General features: G+C 53.6%; 16 protein-coding genes. 4 read left to right on the top strand and 12 right to left on the bottom strand.

What is annotated here, in order from left to right:
• Window positions 1-194 precede the first annotated feature (194 nt).
• A complete protein-coding gene (locus H0I86_RS31780) occupies window positions 195-701 on the top strand; it encodes a hypothetical protein (RefSeq protein WP_180923398.1) in 507 nt (168 codons plus the stop codon).
• A 164-nt stretch (window positions 702-865) separates the two neighbouring features.
• On the opposite strand, the gene H0I86_RS31775 is transcribed toward H0I86_RS31780, so the two are convergent.
• On the bottom strand, window positions 866-1,579 hold the full coding sequence (locus tag H0I86_RS31775) for a two component system response regulator (protein WP_219637310.1): 714 nt from the start codon (window positions 1,577-1,579) through the stop codon (window positions 866-868).
• Window positions 1,580-1,903: 324 nt separating this feature from the next.
• On the opposite strand from H0I86_RS31775, the gene H0I86_RS31770 reads away from it, so the two are divergent.
• Entirely contained in the window at window positions 1,904-2,719 is an 816-nt protein-coding gene (locus H0I86_RS31770) for a winged helix-turn-helix domain-containing protein (RefSeq protein ID WP_180923397.1), read from the top strand.
• Complete coding sequence (locus H0I86_RS31765) at window positions 2,703-3,206, top strand: hypothetical protein (RefSeq protein WP_180923396.1); 504 nt, start codon at window positions 2,703-2,705, stop codon at window positions 3,204-3,206. The genes H0I86_RS31770 and H0I86_RS31765 overlap by 17 nt, the downstream gene beginning before the upstream one ends.
• A gap of 59 nt (window positions 3,207-3,265) precedes the next feature.
• Here the strand turns inward: H0I86_RS31765 and H0I86_RS31760 are convergent, their stop codons facing one another.
• From H0I86_RS31760 to H0I86_RS31710, 11 genes are all read right to left on the bottom strand, one after another.
• Window positions 3,266-3,976, bottom strand: a complete 711-nt coding sequence (locus tag H0I86_RS31760; RefSeq protein WP_219637309.1) for a lytic transglycosylase domain-containing protein — start codon at window positions 3,974-3,976, stop codon at window positions 3,266-3,268.
• Window positions 3,954-5,009 (bottom strand): EscU/YscU/HrcU family type III secretion system export apparatus switch protein, encoded by a 1,056-nt coding sequence (locus H0I86_RS31755; protein WP_180923395.1) that lies wholly within the window; start codon window positions 5,007-5,009, stop codon window positions 3,954-3,956. Before H0I86_RS31755 ends, H0I86_RS31760 begins: the two co-directional genes overlap by 23 nt.
• Window positions 5,006-5,788 (bottom strand): type III secretion system export apparatus subunit SctT, encoded by a 783-nt coding sequence (gene sctT / locus H0I86_RS31750; protein ID WP_180923394.1) that lies wholly within the window; start codon window positions 5,786-5,788, stop codon window positions 5,006-5,008. Before sctT ends, H0I86_RS31755 begins: the two co-directional genes overlap by 4 nt.
• A gap of 2 nt (window positions 5,789-5,790) precedes the next feature.
• Complete coding sequence (locus H0I86_RS31745) at window positions 5,791-6,060, bottom strand: EscS/YscS/HrcS family type III secretion system export apparatus protein (RefSeq protein WP_180923393.1); 270 nt, start codon at window positions 6,058-6,060, stop codon at window positions 5,791-5,793.
• Between the two features lie 16 nt (window positions 6,061-6,076).
• The gene (sctR, locus tag H0I86_RS31740) at window positions 6,077-6,727 is read right to left on the bottom strand and encodes a type III secretion system export apparatus subunit SctR (protein WP_180923392.1); all 651 of its coding nucleotides are present in this window, start codon (window positions 6,725-6,727) and stop codon (window positions 6,077-6,079) included.
• A 182-nt stretch (window positions 6,728-6,909) separates the two neighbouring features.
• The gene (locus tag H0I86_RS31735; protein ID WP_180923391.1) at window positions 6,910-7,881 is read right to left on the bottom strand and encodes a type III secretion system protein SepQ; all 972 of its coding nucleotides are present in this window, start codon (window positions 7,879-7,881) and stop codon (window positions 6,910-6,912) included.
• Complete coding sequence (locus H0I86_RS31730) at window positions 7,838-8,296, bottom strand: hypothetical protein (RefSeq protein ID WP_180923390.1); 459 nt, start codon at window positions 8,294-8,296, stop codon at window positions 7,838-7,840. The genes H0I86_RS31735 and H0I86_RS31730 overlap by 44 nt, the downstream gene beginning before the upstream one ends.
• A 3-nt stretch (window positions 8,297-8,299) precedes the next feature.
• Complete coding sequence (locus H0I86_RS31725) at window positions 8,300-8,683, bottom strand: hypothetical protein (protein ID WP_180923389.1); 384 nt, start codon at window positions 8,681-8,683, stop codon at window positions 8,300-8,302.
• On the bottom strand, window positions 8,656-9,969 hold the full coding sequence (locus H0I86_RS31720) for an EscN/YscN/HrcN family type III secretion system ATPase (RefSeq protein ID WP_308416455.1): 1,314 nt from the start codon (window positions 9,967-9,969) through the stop codon (window positions 8,656-8,658). The genes H0I86_RS31725 and H0I86_RS31720 overlap by 28 nt, the downstream gene beginning before the upstream one ends.
• Before the next feature lie 37 nt (window positions 9,970-10,006).
• Window positions 10,007-12,079: an EscV/YscV/HrcV family type III secretion system export apparatus protein gene (locus H0I86_RS31715; RefSeq protein ID WP_180923387.1), complete on the bottom strand. Its 2,073-nt coding sequence runs from the start codon at window positions 12,077-12,079 to the stop codon at window positions 10,007-10,009.
• Window positions 12,076-12,444: a type III secretion chaperone SycN gene (locus H0I86_RS31710; RefSeq protein ID WP_180923386.1), complete on the bottom strand. Its 369-nt coding sequence runs from the start codon at window positions 12,442-12,444 to the stop codon at window positions 12,076-12,078. The genes H0I86_RS31715 and H0I86_RS31710 overlap by 4 nt, the downstream gene beginning before the upstream one ends.
• A 103-nt stretch (window positions 12,445-12,547) precedes the next feature.
• On the opposite strand from H0I86_RS31710, the gene H0I86_RS31705 reads away from it, so the two are divergent.
• The gene (locus tag H0I86_RS31705) at window positions 12,548-15,310 is read left to right on the top strand and encodes a response regulator (RefSeq protein WP_180923385.1); all 2,763 of its coding nucleotides are present in this window, start codon (window positions 12,548-12,550) and stop codon (window positions 15,308-15,310) included.
• Window positions 15,311-15,363 lie beyond the last annotated feature (53 nt).

Genomic DNA, 15,363 nt, shown 5'->3' with positions numbered 1-15,363 from the left:
CTGGGGATATTACAGGTACCCGTATTTTATGGGTATTTCCGCTTAAGAGCAGCCTTGAGTCCCAAAAGCATAACTCACTAGGCAGACTTCAACCAAGGGATACTTACAACACCAGAGCGCCCCATTTTTTTGACAACACCCCAAGCCCTCCTATAGTTGTTTGCGAGATTCACCAATGACCAGAAGGAAAAAATATGTCAGCATATCCAAACAAAGGCAAACAAAAGAAAATTCTAGCTATAGATGTCCCACCTGAACAGCACTCATCACCCACAAATGAAGTTCGAGCCACTATCAATAACAAAGAATTCCTCGCCTCGATTGTGGGGGGAAAGTATGAAGAGCTTGGTGAAGGATATCTCAGGCTATCATGGGGCATAGGACTACTCACTCCAGAATTCTCCCTGCCCAGTATTATCTGGATAGAGCTTGACTCAGTCAACCATAACGATGACCAAGAATACAATCCGGCAGCCCCAGAAAGCCCCGTAACCTGCTGGTTCAGTGATGCATATAATAACGAAGGGGAAACCTTAATTTACCCGGCTATTAGCGGGACTGTTAAGCTTCGTCACAACATGGACACCAAGATTATGGAAGGTGAATTTTCCTTTGATGTTACCATTCCGGACGAAAATAACGCCTTCGCTCATTATACAATAAAAAATGGACACATATATATCGGCCCCACATCACCATAACATTTTCATTATAAACTAAGGGGCTTGAAGAAGTGAACCCCAAAACTGGCCATCCAATTTTCGGGGTTCACTACATTCTCCTCGGCCGACGGCTTCGTCCGCTCTGTGTATTTACTTAGTAAAGAACTCAGTCTGGCAGGGCAGTCGATATTGTATTGAGTACATTAATTAGATGATAATCCAAGACGAGTCGCCCAGTTTACGAGATCTGCTACGCAGTGCGCATTCAGTTTTCGCATTAGATTTAGGCGATGCGTCTCTACAGTTTTTATGGAGATATAGAGTTTTTCGGAAATATCTCTGTTGCGGTTGCCTTCGGAAATAAGCTTGAGCGTTTGTCGCTCTCGTGTAGTTAATGATCGAGAGTCAGCGAGGAAGAGATCAGCTCCTTCGACTTGAGATTGATTTAAAGATGGATCAATAAGAACTTGACCGACTACTGCTTTTTGAAGTGCCGAAAGCAATATGTGTTGAGGGCTTTTCTTGAGTACATATCCCGACGCTCCCGCCCTACGCGCTTCGATAGCCCGGTACTCTGTAGTGTCCGCCGTTAGTACAATAACAATTATTTTTGGCCAGCGTCTCTTAAGCTGATGGATTACATCTATACCATCCATGCCAGGTAGCCCAAGATCCAAAACAACTATGTCCGGCTGTATGCGTCCGCAGACGGAATAAACTTGCAAGCCATCGCAGACATGCTCTTCCACGACGTCATATAGTGATGTCGCAGAAAGAAGCTGTGAAACACCAGTTATTAAAAACTTATGATCATCTACAATAAGTACGCTATGTTTTTTTTGCATAATTTTGATGTTGTAGGGTTGGCTGGTTTTAAAAGCTCGATTGATATTGGGGCTTTGGGGTTCGGCTCGCATATGAGCTTCTCTCGGTTACATTAAGTTCGGAAAGGGCGCGGAGAGTTGCGTTTGGGGCAAGGTGGCTGGGTAGCACTGCATGGTACCTTTCGAATTTATCCAAAATTTTTAGTTTTTGCATAATCATCATTGGTGATGATGGTGATGATGGTGATGATGGTGATGATGGGCTAGACTGGATAGTAGGTCGTTACGGTTATTGTGCTTGCTTTGAATTTGATAACACGGTTGGACATACAGCTTTATTAAGACTCTGATGGCTTTCTATTTTTTAGTCGTGTTTTTTGTAATGATTACTAATCTTAACTTTAGGCGCCCCCATAAATGGTTGTATTTACGATTGGTGTAAATCGGAAGGCTACTTTTCTTCTAGAGTCTAGGAAGGTTGAAGTATTCAACGATGAGGGGAAATCTTATCCAACTTATCTAAGCCAGCCAGAAGCTAGATTGCTAGATTTATTTTTGCGCACACCTGGTAGAACCATACGTCGGGAAGAGCTGATAGAATATGCTTGGGCAGGGCGTCCGGTTGCTGCTGGAAGTTTGAATCAGGCAATTCTTAATCTGCGCAAAGCACTTTGCTATCAAGGTGAAAGTAAAGCTATAGTTACAGTGCCTAGAGAGGGATACAAGATTATTACTGCTATCCTCAACCAACGCGAGGATGCACCATCACTTCCTGAGAGCACAAGTGAACCATTAACTCCTCGCTGTTTAAAAGAGTCGAGTTTAGTGAAGATAATAGCGTCTCGCAGGGCTCTTGCTTGGGTGATTTTTATTTTGATTTTCAACGCTTCTATCGCGTATTTTTTTTATAGATTTAGCTCTGTTGGGGTGGAGGGCATTGCAGTAAAGGAGGAGTATCAGTTTTACCAAAAATTAGATGATGTGGAGTATTATGTGGCTGCGCCATTAGTTGGAAGAGATGAAAGAGCTTCTCAAGCTATAGCGAACTTGAGGAAAATTCCACCTAAAATTCCTGGCAAGAATTTTCGAGTCAGAGCAGTCTACCTTAATGGTGCAGTAGGTCTGCGAAATTTTAATTATTTTATCTGTGATTCACGACTCGATGAGCGAGAGACCAATTGCTTTTCTTATATGCTAGTGCTCGACTGGGGGAAGCATGAAGAAGATCGCTAGTATTTTTTTGATGGCTTTTTTGGTTTTGATGCCTTGGTATATGGCTGTCTTTAGCGAGAGAAATATAGTTGCAAATTTATCTTGCGTTGCGAATTATGAGATCTTAAAAATAGGTTCTGACAGTGAACAGGTCAGAGCCTTTGGGTCGTTATATAATGGTTTTTCTTCGAATGGCAAAGTTCTTATTCATTATGTGGGGGATATTGAACGTCGTGATAGCAATGGGGATGAGCATTATAATGTCAATCGTGAGGCACATCTGCAGTATTACTTGATAAATAATTTGATTTTTACCAAAACCATAGGCTCTCAACGTTTGCTGCTGGATAATGCACCTGATGTCATGGTGCAACGCTTTATTCATCCTGGGTTTCAGCAAGAGGCAAATGGGCGAGCTTTCATTTATAGGCTTTCGGAGCGTTATTGGGCAACTGGTTTTTCGGACTCGCCCAGAATTTTATGCAAGATCTCTGAGGGGCGCTCTTAGGTTATGAAGATTTAAAGATTTTCTAATAGAAAGATTTTTGGGGTTTAAGATTGGCGCTTCTATTTGGGAGGGGAAATTAATAACCCAATAAGCTGTGCGGCTATTTCCCAGTTTTTTGTGTTTGACTCTGTTAGAGGTAGCCGGAGTTCCTTGGTGGGAGCTGGGGAGAAGGAGGGGTGACTCTTGCCGTATAATGACATGACTTTTGCTACATATTTTTGTGTTTCTGGGTACGGTGGTACTGCCTTTCCGTATTTTGCTACTGCCCCCTCTCCGGCATTATAACCGGCCAACGCTAATTCGAGATTATACTCGAAATGCTCAAGTAACCACTTCATATAAGTCGCACCTGCACTCAGGTTGTTATAGGGGAGGGTTAGATCGGTAAAGCCGAAGCGTTTACCCGTGGTGGGCATTACTTGCATCAAGCCAAGAGCGCCCTTGGGAGAGACCGCCTCATGCTTGTAGCGGGATTCAATGGCCACCATCGCGTGTAATAAATGAGCATCGATTTCGACCTCATTTGCAACTTTTTCTACTAAGTCTCGCCATTTGATGCTCTCGCTTCGGATTGCGGAAGGTGACGTGTTTTTTTGCATGAGTATGGGGTTTGGCTTGATACTGAGTGTGACAGGTGATTCATTGATGATAGCGTCGTAACTAAATGCTGAATTAGTGTATATAGACCCTGCAAGGAGTAAGTTGAAGCAACAGGTGTCCAGTTTTTTTCTTACGGGTGCTATGTATTCAATAGGATGTATCGTCTTCATATTTTATGTCCATTACAATGCGCAGGAGATGTGCAACGGGCTCGAATAACGTTGATGGAATATATCCTCCTGGTGGAACTTGGGCGGCCAACGTTCGAGCAATTTCTATGTTTTCCACAACAGGGATTCCAGCTTTTTCGCCAAGCTTGACAATGTGTAGCGCGAGCTGGTCGTAACCTATCTCGAGAACTTGCGGTAGAGGCGTTTCCTCTTTTTGGTAATAGAGGCATACGGCAATATGTTTTGGGTTTCGTACGATCATCGTCGATTTCTTGACATTACTCGCCAAACTGCCGCTTTGTATTTCTCGATGGATCTCCTTGCGCTTGCCCTTGATCTCCGCGTTACCTTCGGTGTTCTTGAATTCCTGTTTAATGTCTTCTATCGACATCATTAGTTTCTTGGTTGTGTTGTAGCGTTGGAATGCGAAGTCGGCGAGACCAAATATTGCGTAAAAGCCGAGCAATACAGCCAACATCCAGAACAACAATCGAGTAGCGGTCGTTATGCCACACTCAACGTCGCACAATGGCAAGTGCTGTATGGAGGGGGTATAGGTTCGGATCAGGTAGTAGCAGATCAGCGATAGTACAAGTACCTTGAAAATCGATTTGGTGAGCTCGAACAAGCTCTGCATCGAGAACATCTGCTTGGCATTGTTCAGTGGATTGACCTTTTCCAGAGATGGCTTCAATGCCTCGGAAGCCAGCAGTGGGCCAACTTGGCTGAGAATCGAGATGACCGTGATGGCGATGACGAGCGCGGCGATACCGCCGAGAAAGCGCAGCGTCAGCCCGACGAAGGCGGCGACTATCTGGTCGGTGGCGGGGCCGATGGGCTGGTTGACGACTTCGATGGAGACATCGATCAGGATCTCGAATGCCTGGAGCAGGAATGGCCCTTCGAGCAGGAAGTAGCCCAGCATGGCGGCCAGTTGCAGGCCGCCGGTAATTTCGATGCTTTTGGCTACCTGTCCCTTCTTGCGCGCATCACGGACTTTTTTCGGTGTCGGTTTTTCGGTCTTCTCGCTCATCGCAGGTGCTCCGCGAGTTCATACCAGTATTCGACGAGACGAAGCGACCAGTCGGTCGGTGCCTGTAGCGCATAGGCCAGCGACACGATCAGCATGAAGATGGCGAAAGCGCTCTTGACCGGCATGGACAGGAAAAACACATTCATTTGCGGCGCCGAGCGGTTGATGAGACCGAACGCCATGTCTACCAGGAGTACCGCGACCATCGCAGGCATGGCGAAGCGTATGCACAACTCATAGAGCAGTTGCCATTGGCGCATGAAAAACACTGGGAAACTTTCTTGCAGTTGCCAGGCCGCGCCTGGCGGCAGTGTCGCGTAGGAGTGATACAGGGCCGCGATCAGCTCGTTCAGGCCCCCCGTGACCAGGAACAAGACGCCGAATAGGCGCGTCAGCAAGATACCCAGTAATGATGATTCCTGACCGATCATGGGGTTGATCACGCTGGCCATCGCTGTGCCGCGCATGGTGTCGATCAGCGTGCCGGCCATGTCGAGTGCCCAGAATGGGATGGCCGCGACGAAACCGATCATCACGCCAATACCGATCTCCGTGGCGGCGAGCCACAGATAACTCCATCCGTTCAACTGGCTTTTTTGCGGAAGGGGCCAGGTTTCATACATCGCCAGCGCTGGAAGCGCAATGGCCAGTGCGACGGCATTACGGATCAGGGTGCCTCCCAGAACGGACGGGTTCATGAGAGGCACCATCAGCATCATGCCGAGCGGACGCAGCATGGATATCCCCAATGCCGGCATCCAGGTGGAAAGCAGTTCCATTCTCACAGGTCCATTCGGCTGATCTGCTCGAAGGAGCGAATCGCGTAGTTCAGGAGTACATCGCCCATCCAGTGATAGGTGGCCGCCAGTGTTATGGAGACCGCGATCAGCTTGATCAGGAACTGGACGGTCTGGTCCTGTATTTGGGTCAGTGCCTGCACCAGCCCGACGATGACGCCCACGGTCGAGGCGACCACGACGACGGGGAGGGATAGCAGCAGGATGATCCACAGCATCTGGCTGGCCAGTTGGGTGATGACGGCGGTACTCATAGGCGTTCCGAATGGGTCAGGAAAAGGAAAGGAGCAATTGTTCGATCAACTTTTCCCAGCCGTTCATCAAAACGAAAACGAGCAGTTTTAGCGGAAGCGAGATGGTCATAGGCGAGACCATCATCATGCCCATCGCAAGCAAGACGTTGGAGACGATCAGATCGATGGCGATGAACGGCAGGAACAGCAGTAGGCCGATTTTGAATGCCTCGATCAGTTGGCTGACCGTGAACGCCGGAAGCAATACGAGCAGGGAATTTTCGGGGATGCGCGCGTGGTATTTCTCGGGCCAGACCTGATGCCCAATTTCCGAGAAGAAACTCACTTGCTCGGGGTCGGTGTTGTGCTCCAGAAAATCCCGGTAAGGCGAAAGAACGCCGGTTTCGACTTGCCGCACGAAGTCTTTCGACTTCAGTTCGATCGGTTCGCTCTCGAGACGCTCCTGAATGTCGAGTCCTACCGGCGCCATGATGAACAGTGTCAGCACCATGGCGAGACCGTAAAGCGCGATATTGGGAGGAATCTGTTGCGTCCCCAGTGCGTTACGCAGCAGCGCGAAGACGATGGCGAGTTTGAGAAATGAAGTACCCAATATGACGAGTAAGGGCATGATCGAGAGTGCTAGCAGCACGACGATCAACTGCAACGGTTGATCCAGCAAACCCATCGGTGACTCCAGGGCGTTCAATGATGGGGCGAATTATTCCGGGAGGCTGTGCTGGCAGGTATCGGGGGAAGACCTGAACTGGCCCTGGGCCTTCTCCCTGACCCGCTCCGAACGGTAGAGGGGACGAAAACCCGGCACCATCGTCTTGATGGGCCGTTCTGCGTCGATGGATGCGTGGTGTTTCAGACCAAGCGTTCGACACGCACCGCGAGTTGGCCGTCGATATCGAGTAGCGTGCCGTAGGCGAAGGGACGACCACCGACTTTCAACGCGACAAGCTCGTTCTTGTGGATCGGCCCTTCCAGAAGGTCGCCCTTTTTGAGAGCCGTGAGCTTGTGTAATGGGACGTCGATACTAGCTACCTCGGCGACGACCGTGACGAGCAGGTCAGCATTGGGGGCGGAAGCATTGGGAGGTGTTGGCTGTATGTCCAGCCAATCGTTGAAGTCGGACATGACGCTCTCGATGTGACAGGTATCTGGGAAAGACGCGGTAAGCGTGGCCAGCGGGCGCTGCATGAACAGCACGAGCTGGGCCTGAGCGACGGGACATACGTGTCGCAGGACAAGGGCATCGCCGCAGCGCATGCCGTGCAAGTGCGATCGTTCAACGGTGCTCCAGCCAGTGACCAGGGACAGCGGGGCACTCGGCATTGGCGCTTCGTTGTTTTCCTCGGGAACGGGTTGCATGGCTTCGATCAGCGAACTCAGCCAATCCAGCGGCGCCACCAGCAGTTGTAGGTCCAGTATGCGCTCCTCGTGTTCCAAGCGTAGGAACCAGCCGTTGTGTAGCCTTTGCGCCGAGGTTTTTTCGAACGTGCGCGCGCTTGGGCAGGGCAGGCCAAGCGGGTGCAGCGCCTCTTGCAGGGATGTGACGGTCAATGCCGCCAAAGGCAGGTGCAGGTCCTCTGCCAGCATGGACCAGGACGCTATGGGCAGTTCGGACTCGATCCAGGCGAGCCATTTCGATTCGACTATGCCCAGGTGCAGCGGCTGTTCATCGAGCGTGCATTCGAGCACGAGCTCGCCACGCTGCTGTTTGGCGAAGCCCAGGAAAAGCCGGCCGCCTTCCCAGGCGGCCACCCGTCCAGGGCCGAGCTTGCGCAGCAGCTCAGCTTCTTGCAGTGTCAGTTTGATCGGTTGGTGCATGGTCATCAACGAACTCTAGATGAATGGGAAGTTCGGGGTGCGAGGCCAGTTCACGCTTCATCTCGGCCTGCCAGGTGCTGTTGCGGTCGCCTCGTTGTGCCTCGCTCATGCGCAAACGTAACGTGAGCACGCCTCCCTGCAGGCGTGCCTCGATCAGCATGCCTGCGAGCGCGCCATTGGTCAGTCGCAGGCAGAGTTGCTCGGCAGTCGGCAGGGGACGCATCGGCGTGGGCATGATGAAGCGTGCTGCCTCTTCGCGCCCAGCCGTGGGCCTGTGTTGGTCTGCTCGCCGCTCGTCTGCTGCGGGCGCATCGCCACCCTGCAGCAGGGCAAGGAATGCGGCCTGCTGTTGAGGGGGAATTATCTCGCTCGCCGGCACTTCGCCGCGCGCGCGAGGGGTCGTGTGTTTGGAGATTTGCATGCTCTATTCCAGAATCAACCTGAGTTTTTCTTGCTCGAGCAGGTTCTTGCACAGTAGCGACTGTTGTTCCGACTTGTTGACCTGTAGTTGCTGCCATTCAGCCTGGAGCTCGTCCAATTTTTCCGCGAAATGCAAGTCTTTTTCCGAATAGCTGGCCAAGGTTCGTTTCAGCAACTGGAGTTGCGTATGGTTGAGTTGCTGTTCGATCGCGCTTTGCTGGCGCCAGTTCTCCCAATGCTGGTGGCGCTGTTCGAGCAGCGTGCTCTTCCTGTCGAGCAGCTCCGATTCCTGTTGCGTATAGGTCGCGAGCAGCGAACGCAGACTGCGCTCACGCTGCACCTTGATGGACAGCAGGGCCCTCAGAGTTGTCCGTCCGTGGCTTTCCATAGTGCCTCTAGCGTTTGTTCGTAGGGAGTCTTTTCATCGACGGATTGACATAGAAACGCCTGGATCGCTTCCTTGCGCGCCAGTGCTTCATCCGCTTGCGAATCTTGACCGGGTTTATACTCGCCGACCCTGACCAGTAGCTCGATTTCTTTGTAGGCAGCGAGCAGGCGGCGCAATTTGCCCGCGTGGCGACGATGCTCTTCGCCGGTGACCTGATGCATGATCCGGCTCACGCTGGCGCTGACGTCGATGGCTGGATAGTGGTTGGCCTGGGCGAGTTGGCGCGACAGGATGATGTGCCCATCGAGGATCGAACGGACTTCGTCAGCGACCGGCTCGTTCATGTCGTCCCCTTCCACAAGTACGGTGTAGATACCCGTGATGCTGCCGACCTCGGCCGGCCCCGCGCGCTCCAGTAAGCGTGGTAGTCGTGCAAAGAAGCTGGGCGGGTAGCTGCCCGCGGCCGGTCGCTCACCGGCAGCAAGGCCGATCTCGCGAGCCGCCCGGGCAAAGCGAGTGAGTGAGTCCATCATGAGCAGCACTTTCTTGCCTTGATCACGAAAGTATTCGGCCACCGTTGTTGCGGTATAGGCAGCCTTCAAGCGCTCGGTTGCGGGGCGGTCCGAGGTCGCGATAACGACTACGCTGCGTTGGCGTGACTGTTCCGGCAGGGTCTGTTCGAGAAACTCACGAACCTCACGGCCTCGTTCACCGATCAAGGCGAGGACGATGACATCGGCCGTGCAGCCATCGCAGATCATGCCAAGCAAGGTACTTTTACCGCCGCCTGCCGCGGCGAAGATGCCGATGCGTTGTCCTTCCCCACAGGTCAGCACGCCGTCGATAGCGCGAACGCCCAGCGGTAGAGGCGTATCGATGATCCTTCGGGTGAGTGGGTTGGGGGCGGTGTTTTCAAGGCCGCGCCGAGCTGTCGCTTCGGGGGTGGGAGTACCGTCGAGAGGGCGTCCCAGGCCATCGATGACGCTGCCAAGCAGGTGCTCGCCAAGGGCGATCGAATGTGGGGCGCCTTGAGTGCTGACGAGGGTTCGGACCGTGACCCCGATAGGTTCGCCAAAAGGCAAGAGCCAGGCGAAGTCCCCCTCGACGGCGACGACCTCCGCCTCGAGCCCCTGTGGTTCGAGCCGGCATAGTTCGGCCAGGCTGACTCCCGGCAGGGAAGCTCGCAACAGCGTCGGTCCGATTTCGACGATGCGTCCGTAGCAGGACTCCATCGATGCCGGATTGCAGTGCAGCGAGCCGATGCTCGTTGCCAGGTGCTCATTCAATAGTTCGTGCACTTTGCGTGCGTTAGGTCTTTGCATATCACGCTTCGCCGATTAGATCGATGTTGCCGATCACGCGCATTTCGTGCTCATCGCTGACTTCCTGAAACGAAAGAACATGCAAATGGTAGAACTCGCGTTCAAGGAGTTTGCGTAGGAAACGACGGACATCTATTGCCGTCAGGAGCACGCCATGCTGTGACTCCCGTTGCTCGAGCATCGATCGGATGCAGCCGAGAATGGCCTGGTTTTGTTCTGGCGTGAGCGACGAATAGGAACCCGCGGAGGTCTGACGGATCGATTCGCGGATGATGCCCTCGATACGATCTCCGATCGTCCAAGCGCTGATCCACATCTGTTTGGCCCGTTGCCGTGTGGTGATGTGGCGGCGCAGCGCCATGCGTGCGTATTCCGCAATCATGAGCGGGTCCTTCTCGCGGGGCGCCCATACGATAAGCGCTTCGAAGATGGTGCGTAGATCACGAATCGAAACGTTCTCGCCGACCAACCGCTGGAGCACATCCGCAATTCGCCCAATGGGCAACTGGCGTTGCACTTCCTTCACCAGTTCGGCGTACTTGTCCTCCATGGCATCCATCAGGTAACGAGTTTCCTGCACGCCGACGAAGTCCGAGGCATAGCGCTCGATAGCCAGCGATACGCAGTGAACGATGCGCGCATCTCCCTCATAGATCGTCACGCCTGTGGCGGCCAAGGCATGACTCGCGGACGCATCGAACCATTGCAGTTGCAAGCCATTGAAGGGCAGGGCGTCCGTCTGCCGGGCGAGCGCTTGTGGCGGGGTTGCGGCGTCGGCCAGGAGCATGTCGTCGTGGATCTTGACCTGAAGAACGGGCTCCAAATAGAGCAGCACTTGTAGGTTGCCCGGTGCCAGCTCACGGTTTTCCTGAACGTGAACGTCCGGTAGTGGGATACCGAGCCGTTCGAACATTCTATAGCGCAGGGCAGACAGGCTTTGACGCAACGCCCCTTTGCGCAGTAGATCGCCCGACACCTGAATCAGCAAGGGTTCGGCGCCTGGTTTCATTCCCGGAGCACTGTCATGCTCCGCGTCGCCGCCAACGGGGAGCGCCCGCTCAGGATCGCCGTGGTTGGATGATGCTGTGCCGGAGGCGCTTGAGCCGCGGCGTCGCTTGAGCCACCAGGCGCCACTGAATATCACCGCCGAGAGCAGCAGGAAGTATACGAACGGAAAACCAGGAATCAGCGCGAAGGCGATGAGCACGCAAGCTGCCAGAGTGAGCGCCTGAGGATACCTGGTGATCTGATCGCTCATATCATCCGCGAGATTCTGGCGCTGTTCGCCCGGCACGCGAGTAACGATGATACCGGCGGCGATGGAGATCAGGAGTGCGGGAATCTGGCCGATCAGGCCATCGCCTATTGACAGCAGCGCATAAGTCGACATCGACTCGCCAGCGCTCATGCCATGCATGAATACACCTACCGCCGCGCCTCCAAGGATGTTGACCATGATGATGATAATGCCGGCGATTGCATCGCCCTTGACGAACTTCATTGCGCCATCCATCGCGCCGTACAATTGGCTTTCCTTCTGTACCTGGCTTCTCAGGCGGCGTGCTTCATGCGCGTCGATGACCCCTGCTCGCATGTCGCCGTCGATGCTCATCTGCTTGCCTGGCATGGCGTCGAGCGAGAAGCGCGCGCCGACCTCGGCTACTCGCTCGGAGCCTTTAGTGATCACGATGAACTGAACCACCGTGATTATGAGAAAGACGATGAGCCCCACGCCCAGATTGCCGCCGACCACGAAGCTGCCGAAGGTATATATGATCTCTCCGGCATCGGCCTGTAGAAGGATCAAACGCGTGGTGCTGATGGTAAGCGCAAGACGGAATAGCGTGGTCATCAACAGAAGCGACGGAAATACCGAGAACTCGAGCGGATCGCGGATGTACAGCGACATCATTAGCAGAATGACGGATACAGTGAGGTTGATGGCGATGAGCATGTCGACCAGCCAGGTTGGCAAGGGTACGATCATCATGAATACGGCTACCAGCAGAACGATCGCCAGTACGACGTCCTGGCGCTGCGCAGCCAGGGCTAACCATTTGCTGATGTGTTTCATCGCTCGCCACCATGAAGGGATTCAAGCAACCGCTGCATCGTCTGCTGGCATGTCAGCCAATGCTTGATTTCATGCTCGGGAGCGGGTGAGAAGCTTAGGAACAGCCGCTCGGCGATCATGTAGGCGCGCAGTGGTATGCCCTGCGTGCGTACTGGATGACAGCGGTTCAGCAACATCTTGAAGGCGTCGTCGCGGTGAGGGCTATCGATGGCTCGGCTCATGGTGAGCACTACACGGGAGTCCATATATTCGATGTAGAAATGTAAGGGCGGCAAATGGAACTCCATGCGCGGGTCGATGCGAACCGTCGGGAGGTCCGACAGTTGCAGGAATTTTTCGAGCCGGCGCTCTGTTTGCAGGTCCATGAAGTCTCTTTCGATGCGATAGCTCTGGAGCATCTTCTATAGTTCGCCTATTTGGCTCTATCCGGTAAAAACCTGAATACAGAGAACAGGAGTGATAGCTTCCATGTTGCTAGTGAGTGGGTTGAAGAGGTTCTGGCAGGCAAACCTGGTACGACGCATAGGGATTACCCTGGGTTGCGTGATGATCGTGTTTTGGCTGTTGTCCGAAATGATCGGGCTCCACTTTCGCTACATGAAAGGTATTCAGGACGTTCATACGGCGATGCGTATTGAGCTGCAGGGGATGGTGGAGCTTGAGGAACAGCGTAATCACTACGACGAAATGCGCGTGTCCTTACTGTTGCACGCCTGGAGCAGCCTGCGCGAACGTCTGAGTATCGATCAGGACTCGGTGTTGACGGCTCATACGGTATTCGTTCCGTTCCAGGATCGGAGTCTCGACTCCGATCCAACGGCTCTTCGTATGGCTCATGAAATCATCAGTCTGTTCGGCAGCGGTGCGCCTGAAGTCCGCTCCAATCTCTTTCTTGTCCTGCCTAGACAAGGGGTCGTGTTCTATCAGCCGACGATCACGTTTGAGGATCTTCAGCGTACCGTCAAGGTTCTGGAGGAGCGTTCGCGACGGAAGGAGGACCTTGATCTGGTATGGAATGTGTTACCCAGCGGCGAAGAGGGCAAGTCCATGCTGCTGGTATCCAGGGGGGATGCTGCCAAGCAGGTGCTTTCCGGCCAGGTTTTCTATAATGAAGCGCTCACCATGTTGCATGAGAACATGCAAGTGGTGATGAGGGATCGCTCAGGGGGCGTATTGTGGAGCACGCAAGACCCATTGTCGGCTCTCGTGCTCAAGCAGCTTCCAGGAGGCTGTGATCAGGAGCCGGCTCGAGTCGCTGGCTTTTATGTACTATGCATGCCAATGCGAGATCCGCTCGGCAGCATCACGGTGATCTACCCAGCGGAGATGATTTCCCGCTCGACGGTTTCTTTGTTGTATTCAACGACACCTTGGAACCTCCTGGTTCAAGTGTTGTTGATGATCTGCGCGTCGCTCCTGCTCAAGCGTATGTTGGGTACGCCGCTGCAACGCATCATCAATGTTATCGGTGCTTGGCATCCAGACGGCCAGAATCCAATGATGCCCGAGAGCAGCCCGGATGAGTTGGGCCTTATCGCGCGCTTCTACAACAAGCAGCAGAGATTGGTTTTGTCTAATCAGCAGACTCTCGAGCAGCAAGTGCTGGAGCGTACTCAGGAGCTGGCCAAAGCCAAGCTCAAGGCCGAGAAAGCCAGCACCCGCAAGAGCGAGCATCTGGCCAACCTAAGCCATGAGATCCGTACGCCGCTCAATGGTGTGTTCGGTCCGCTCTCATTGCTGGAGCGTTCCAACCTACCGCCGCGTCATCTCGAGTTGGTCAGAACCGCGCGACAATCGTCCGCACATCTCTTGGACATCATCAATGACATGCTTGATTTCTCGCGCATCGACAGTGGCCAGTTGGTGTTGGCATACAGTCGCGCAGCACTGTTGCCAATCTTTGACCAAGCATTGTTGACCGTTAGCCTCAAGGCCCAGGAAAAGGGGCTGAAGCTGACGGCGTTTGTTGCGGCCGATGTGCCGCAGGACGCGGTAATCGATGGGCTGCGTATTCGCCAGGTTCTGGTCAATCTACTGGGTAACGCCGTCAAGTTCACCGAGCAGGGAGAGATTCATCTGCGGGCCGTAATGCACGGGGAAAGACTCATGGTCACGGTTACCGATACTGGAAAGGGAATTGCGGAAGAGTGCCATAACATGGTTTTCCAGCCATTCGTACAGGGCAGCGTTTACGACAGCGGAACGGGATTAGGCTTGGCGATCGCCTGGAGTCTGACGCAGATGATGGATGGCGAACTCAGTTTGGAAAGCCGAGAGAGGGAGGGCGCGAGCTTTACCTTGAGCGTCCCATTGCATGATGCCAGCGCACCGCTGCCGATGTTCTCGGGGCAATTGCCTGCTCCGCTTGTGTTGCAGAAGCAATTGCGTGAGTGGGGAGTCGAGGTATTCAATGGATCTTCCAATGTATTGGGCGTGCCGGAGTTAGTGCATTTGCCGGGGCAATTGTGGCAGAAATTAAGCAGCGTTTTGCATGACAAGGAAGCCATGCCCACGGATATGGCCATGCGCTCAGCGATGCTGTGTCCATGGTCACTGAAAGTAATGATCATCGATGATGTGGAAACCAACCGGCAAGTGCTTGGGCGCATGCTGCGTGAAATGGGCCATGTCGTCGAAACCGTGGCATCCGCATCCAAGGGGTTGAAGTTGGGGCGGCAGCAGGTGTTCGACCTGGTGTTGATGGATATCCGCATGCCGGAGATGGATGGCCTCACTGCCACACGGGCGTGGCGTGAGGAGCACTCTGGCGTGCTCGATCCGGATACGCCGATCGTCGCCGTGACCGCCAATGCCGCTCAGCAAGAGCATGAGCGCGCCAGCGAAGCGGGGATGTGCGGCTACCTGACCAAACCCGTCGGTATCGATGAGTTGGCCGCCATGGTTTCCGAGGTTGCCGTGATGCAGGTTTCCAGAGGTATCGAGATGTCGCCGAATCGGAATCTGGAGCGGCCATTGATCAAGATGTCGGACGAGCAGACGAGGCTGGTAGCGATCACTGAGCTGATGAGTTTGCATGAGCGGGTCGTTGTGGCATGGCGGGAAAAGGAAGGCGAGCTGCTGGAAGCCTTGCACGCCCTGAAAGGATGCGCGGGTTTGGTGGGCATGACGCTCGTCTGCGAGGTGGCTGAACACCTGGAGAACCTCGCCCGTGATGGTGAGCCGTTGTGTGAAGGGGATCTGCACGACTTGCGTCGTTTGATATCTCCATAAAACTGAAGCAAAAAGCTTCTTTCCATTACTGGGCGGGTATTGAATTCAGGTCA

The organism is Pseudomonas chlororaphis subsp. aurantiaca, assembly GCF_013466605.1.
GTDB classification, from domain to species: domain Bacteria; phylum Pseudomonadota; class Gammaproteobacteria; order Pseudomonadales; family Pseudomonadaceae; genus Aquipseudomonas; species Aquipseudomonas chlororaphis_I.
This window is presented reverse-complemented; position numbering and strand designations above follow the sequence as displayed.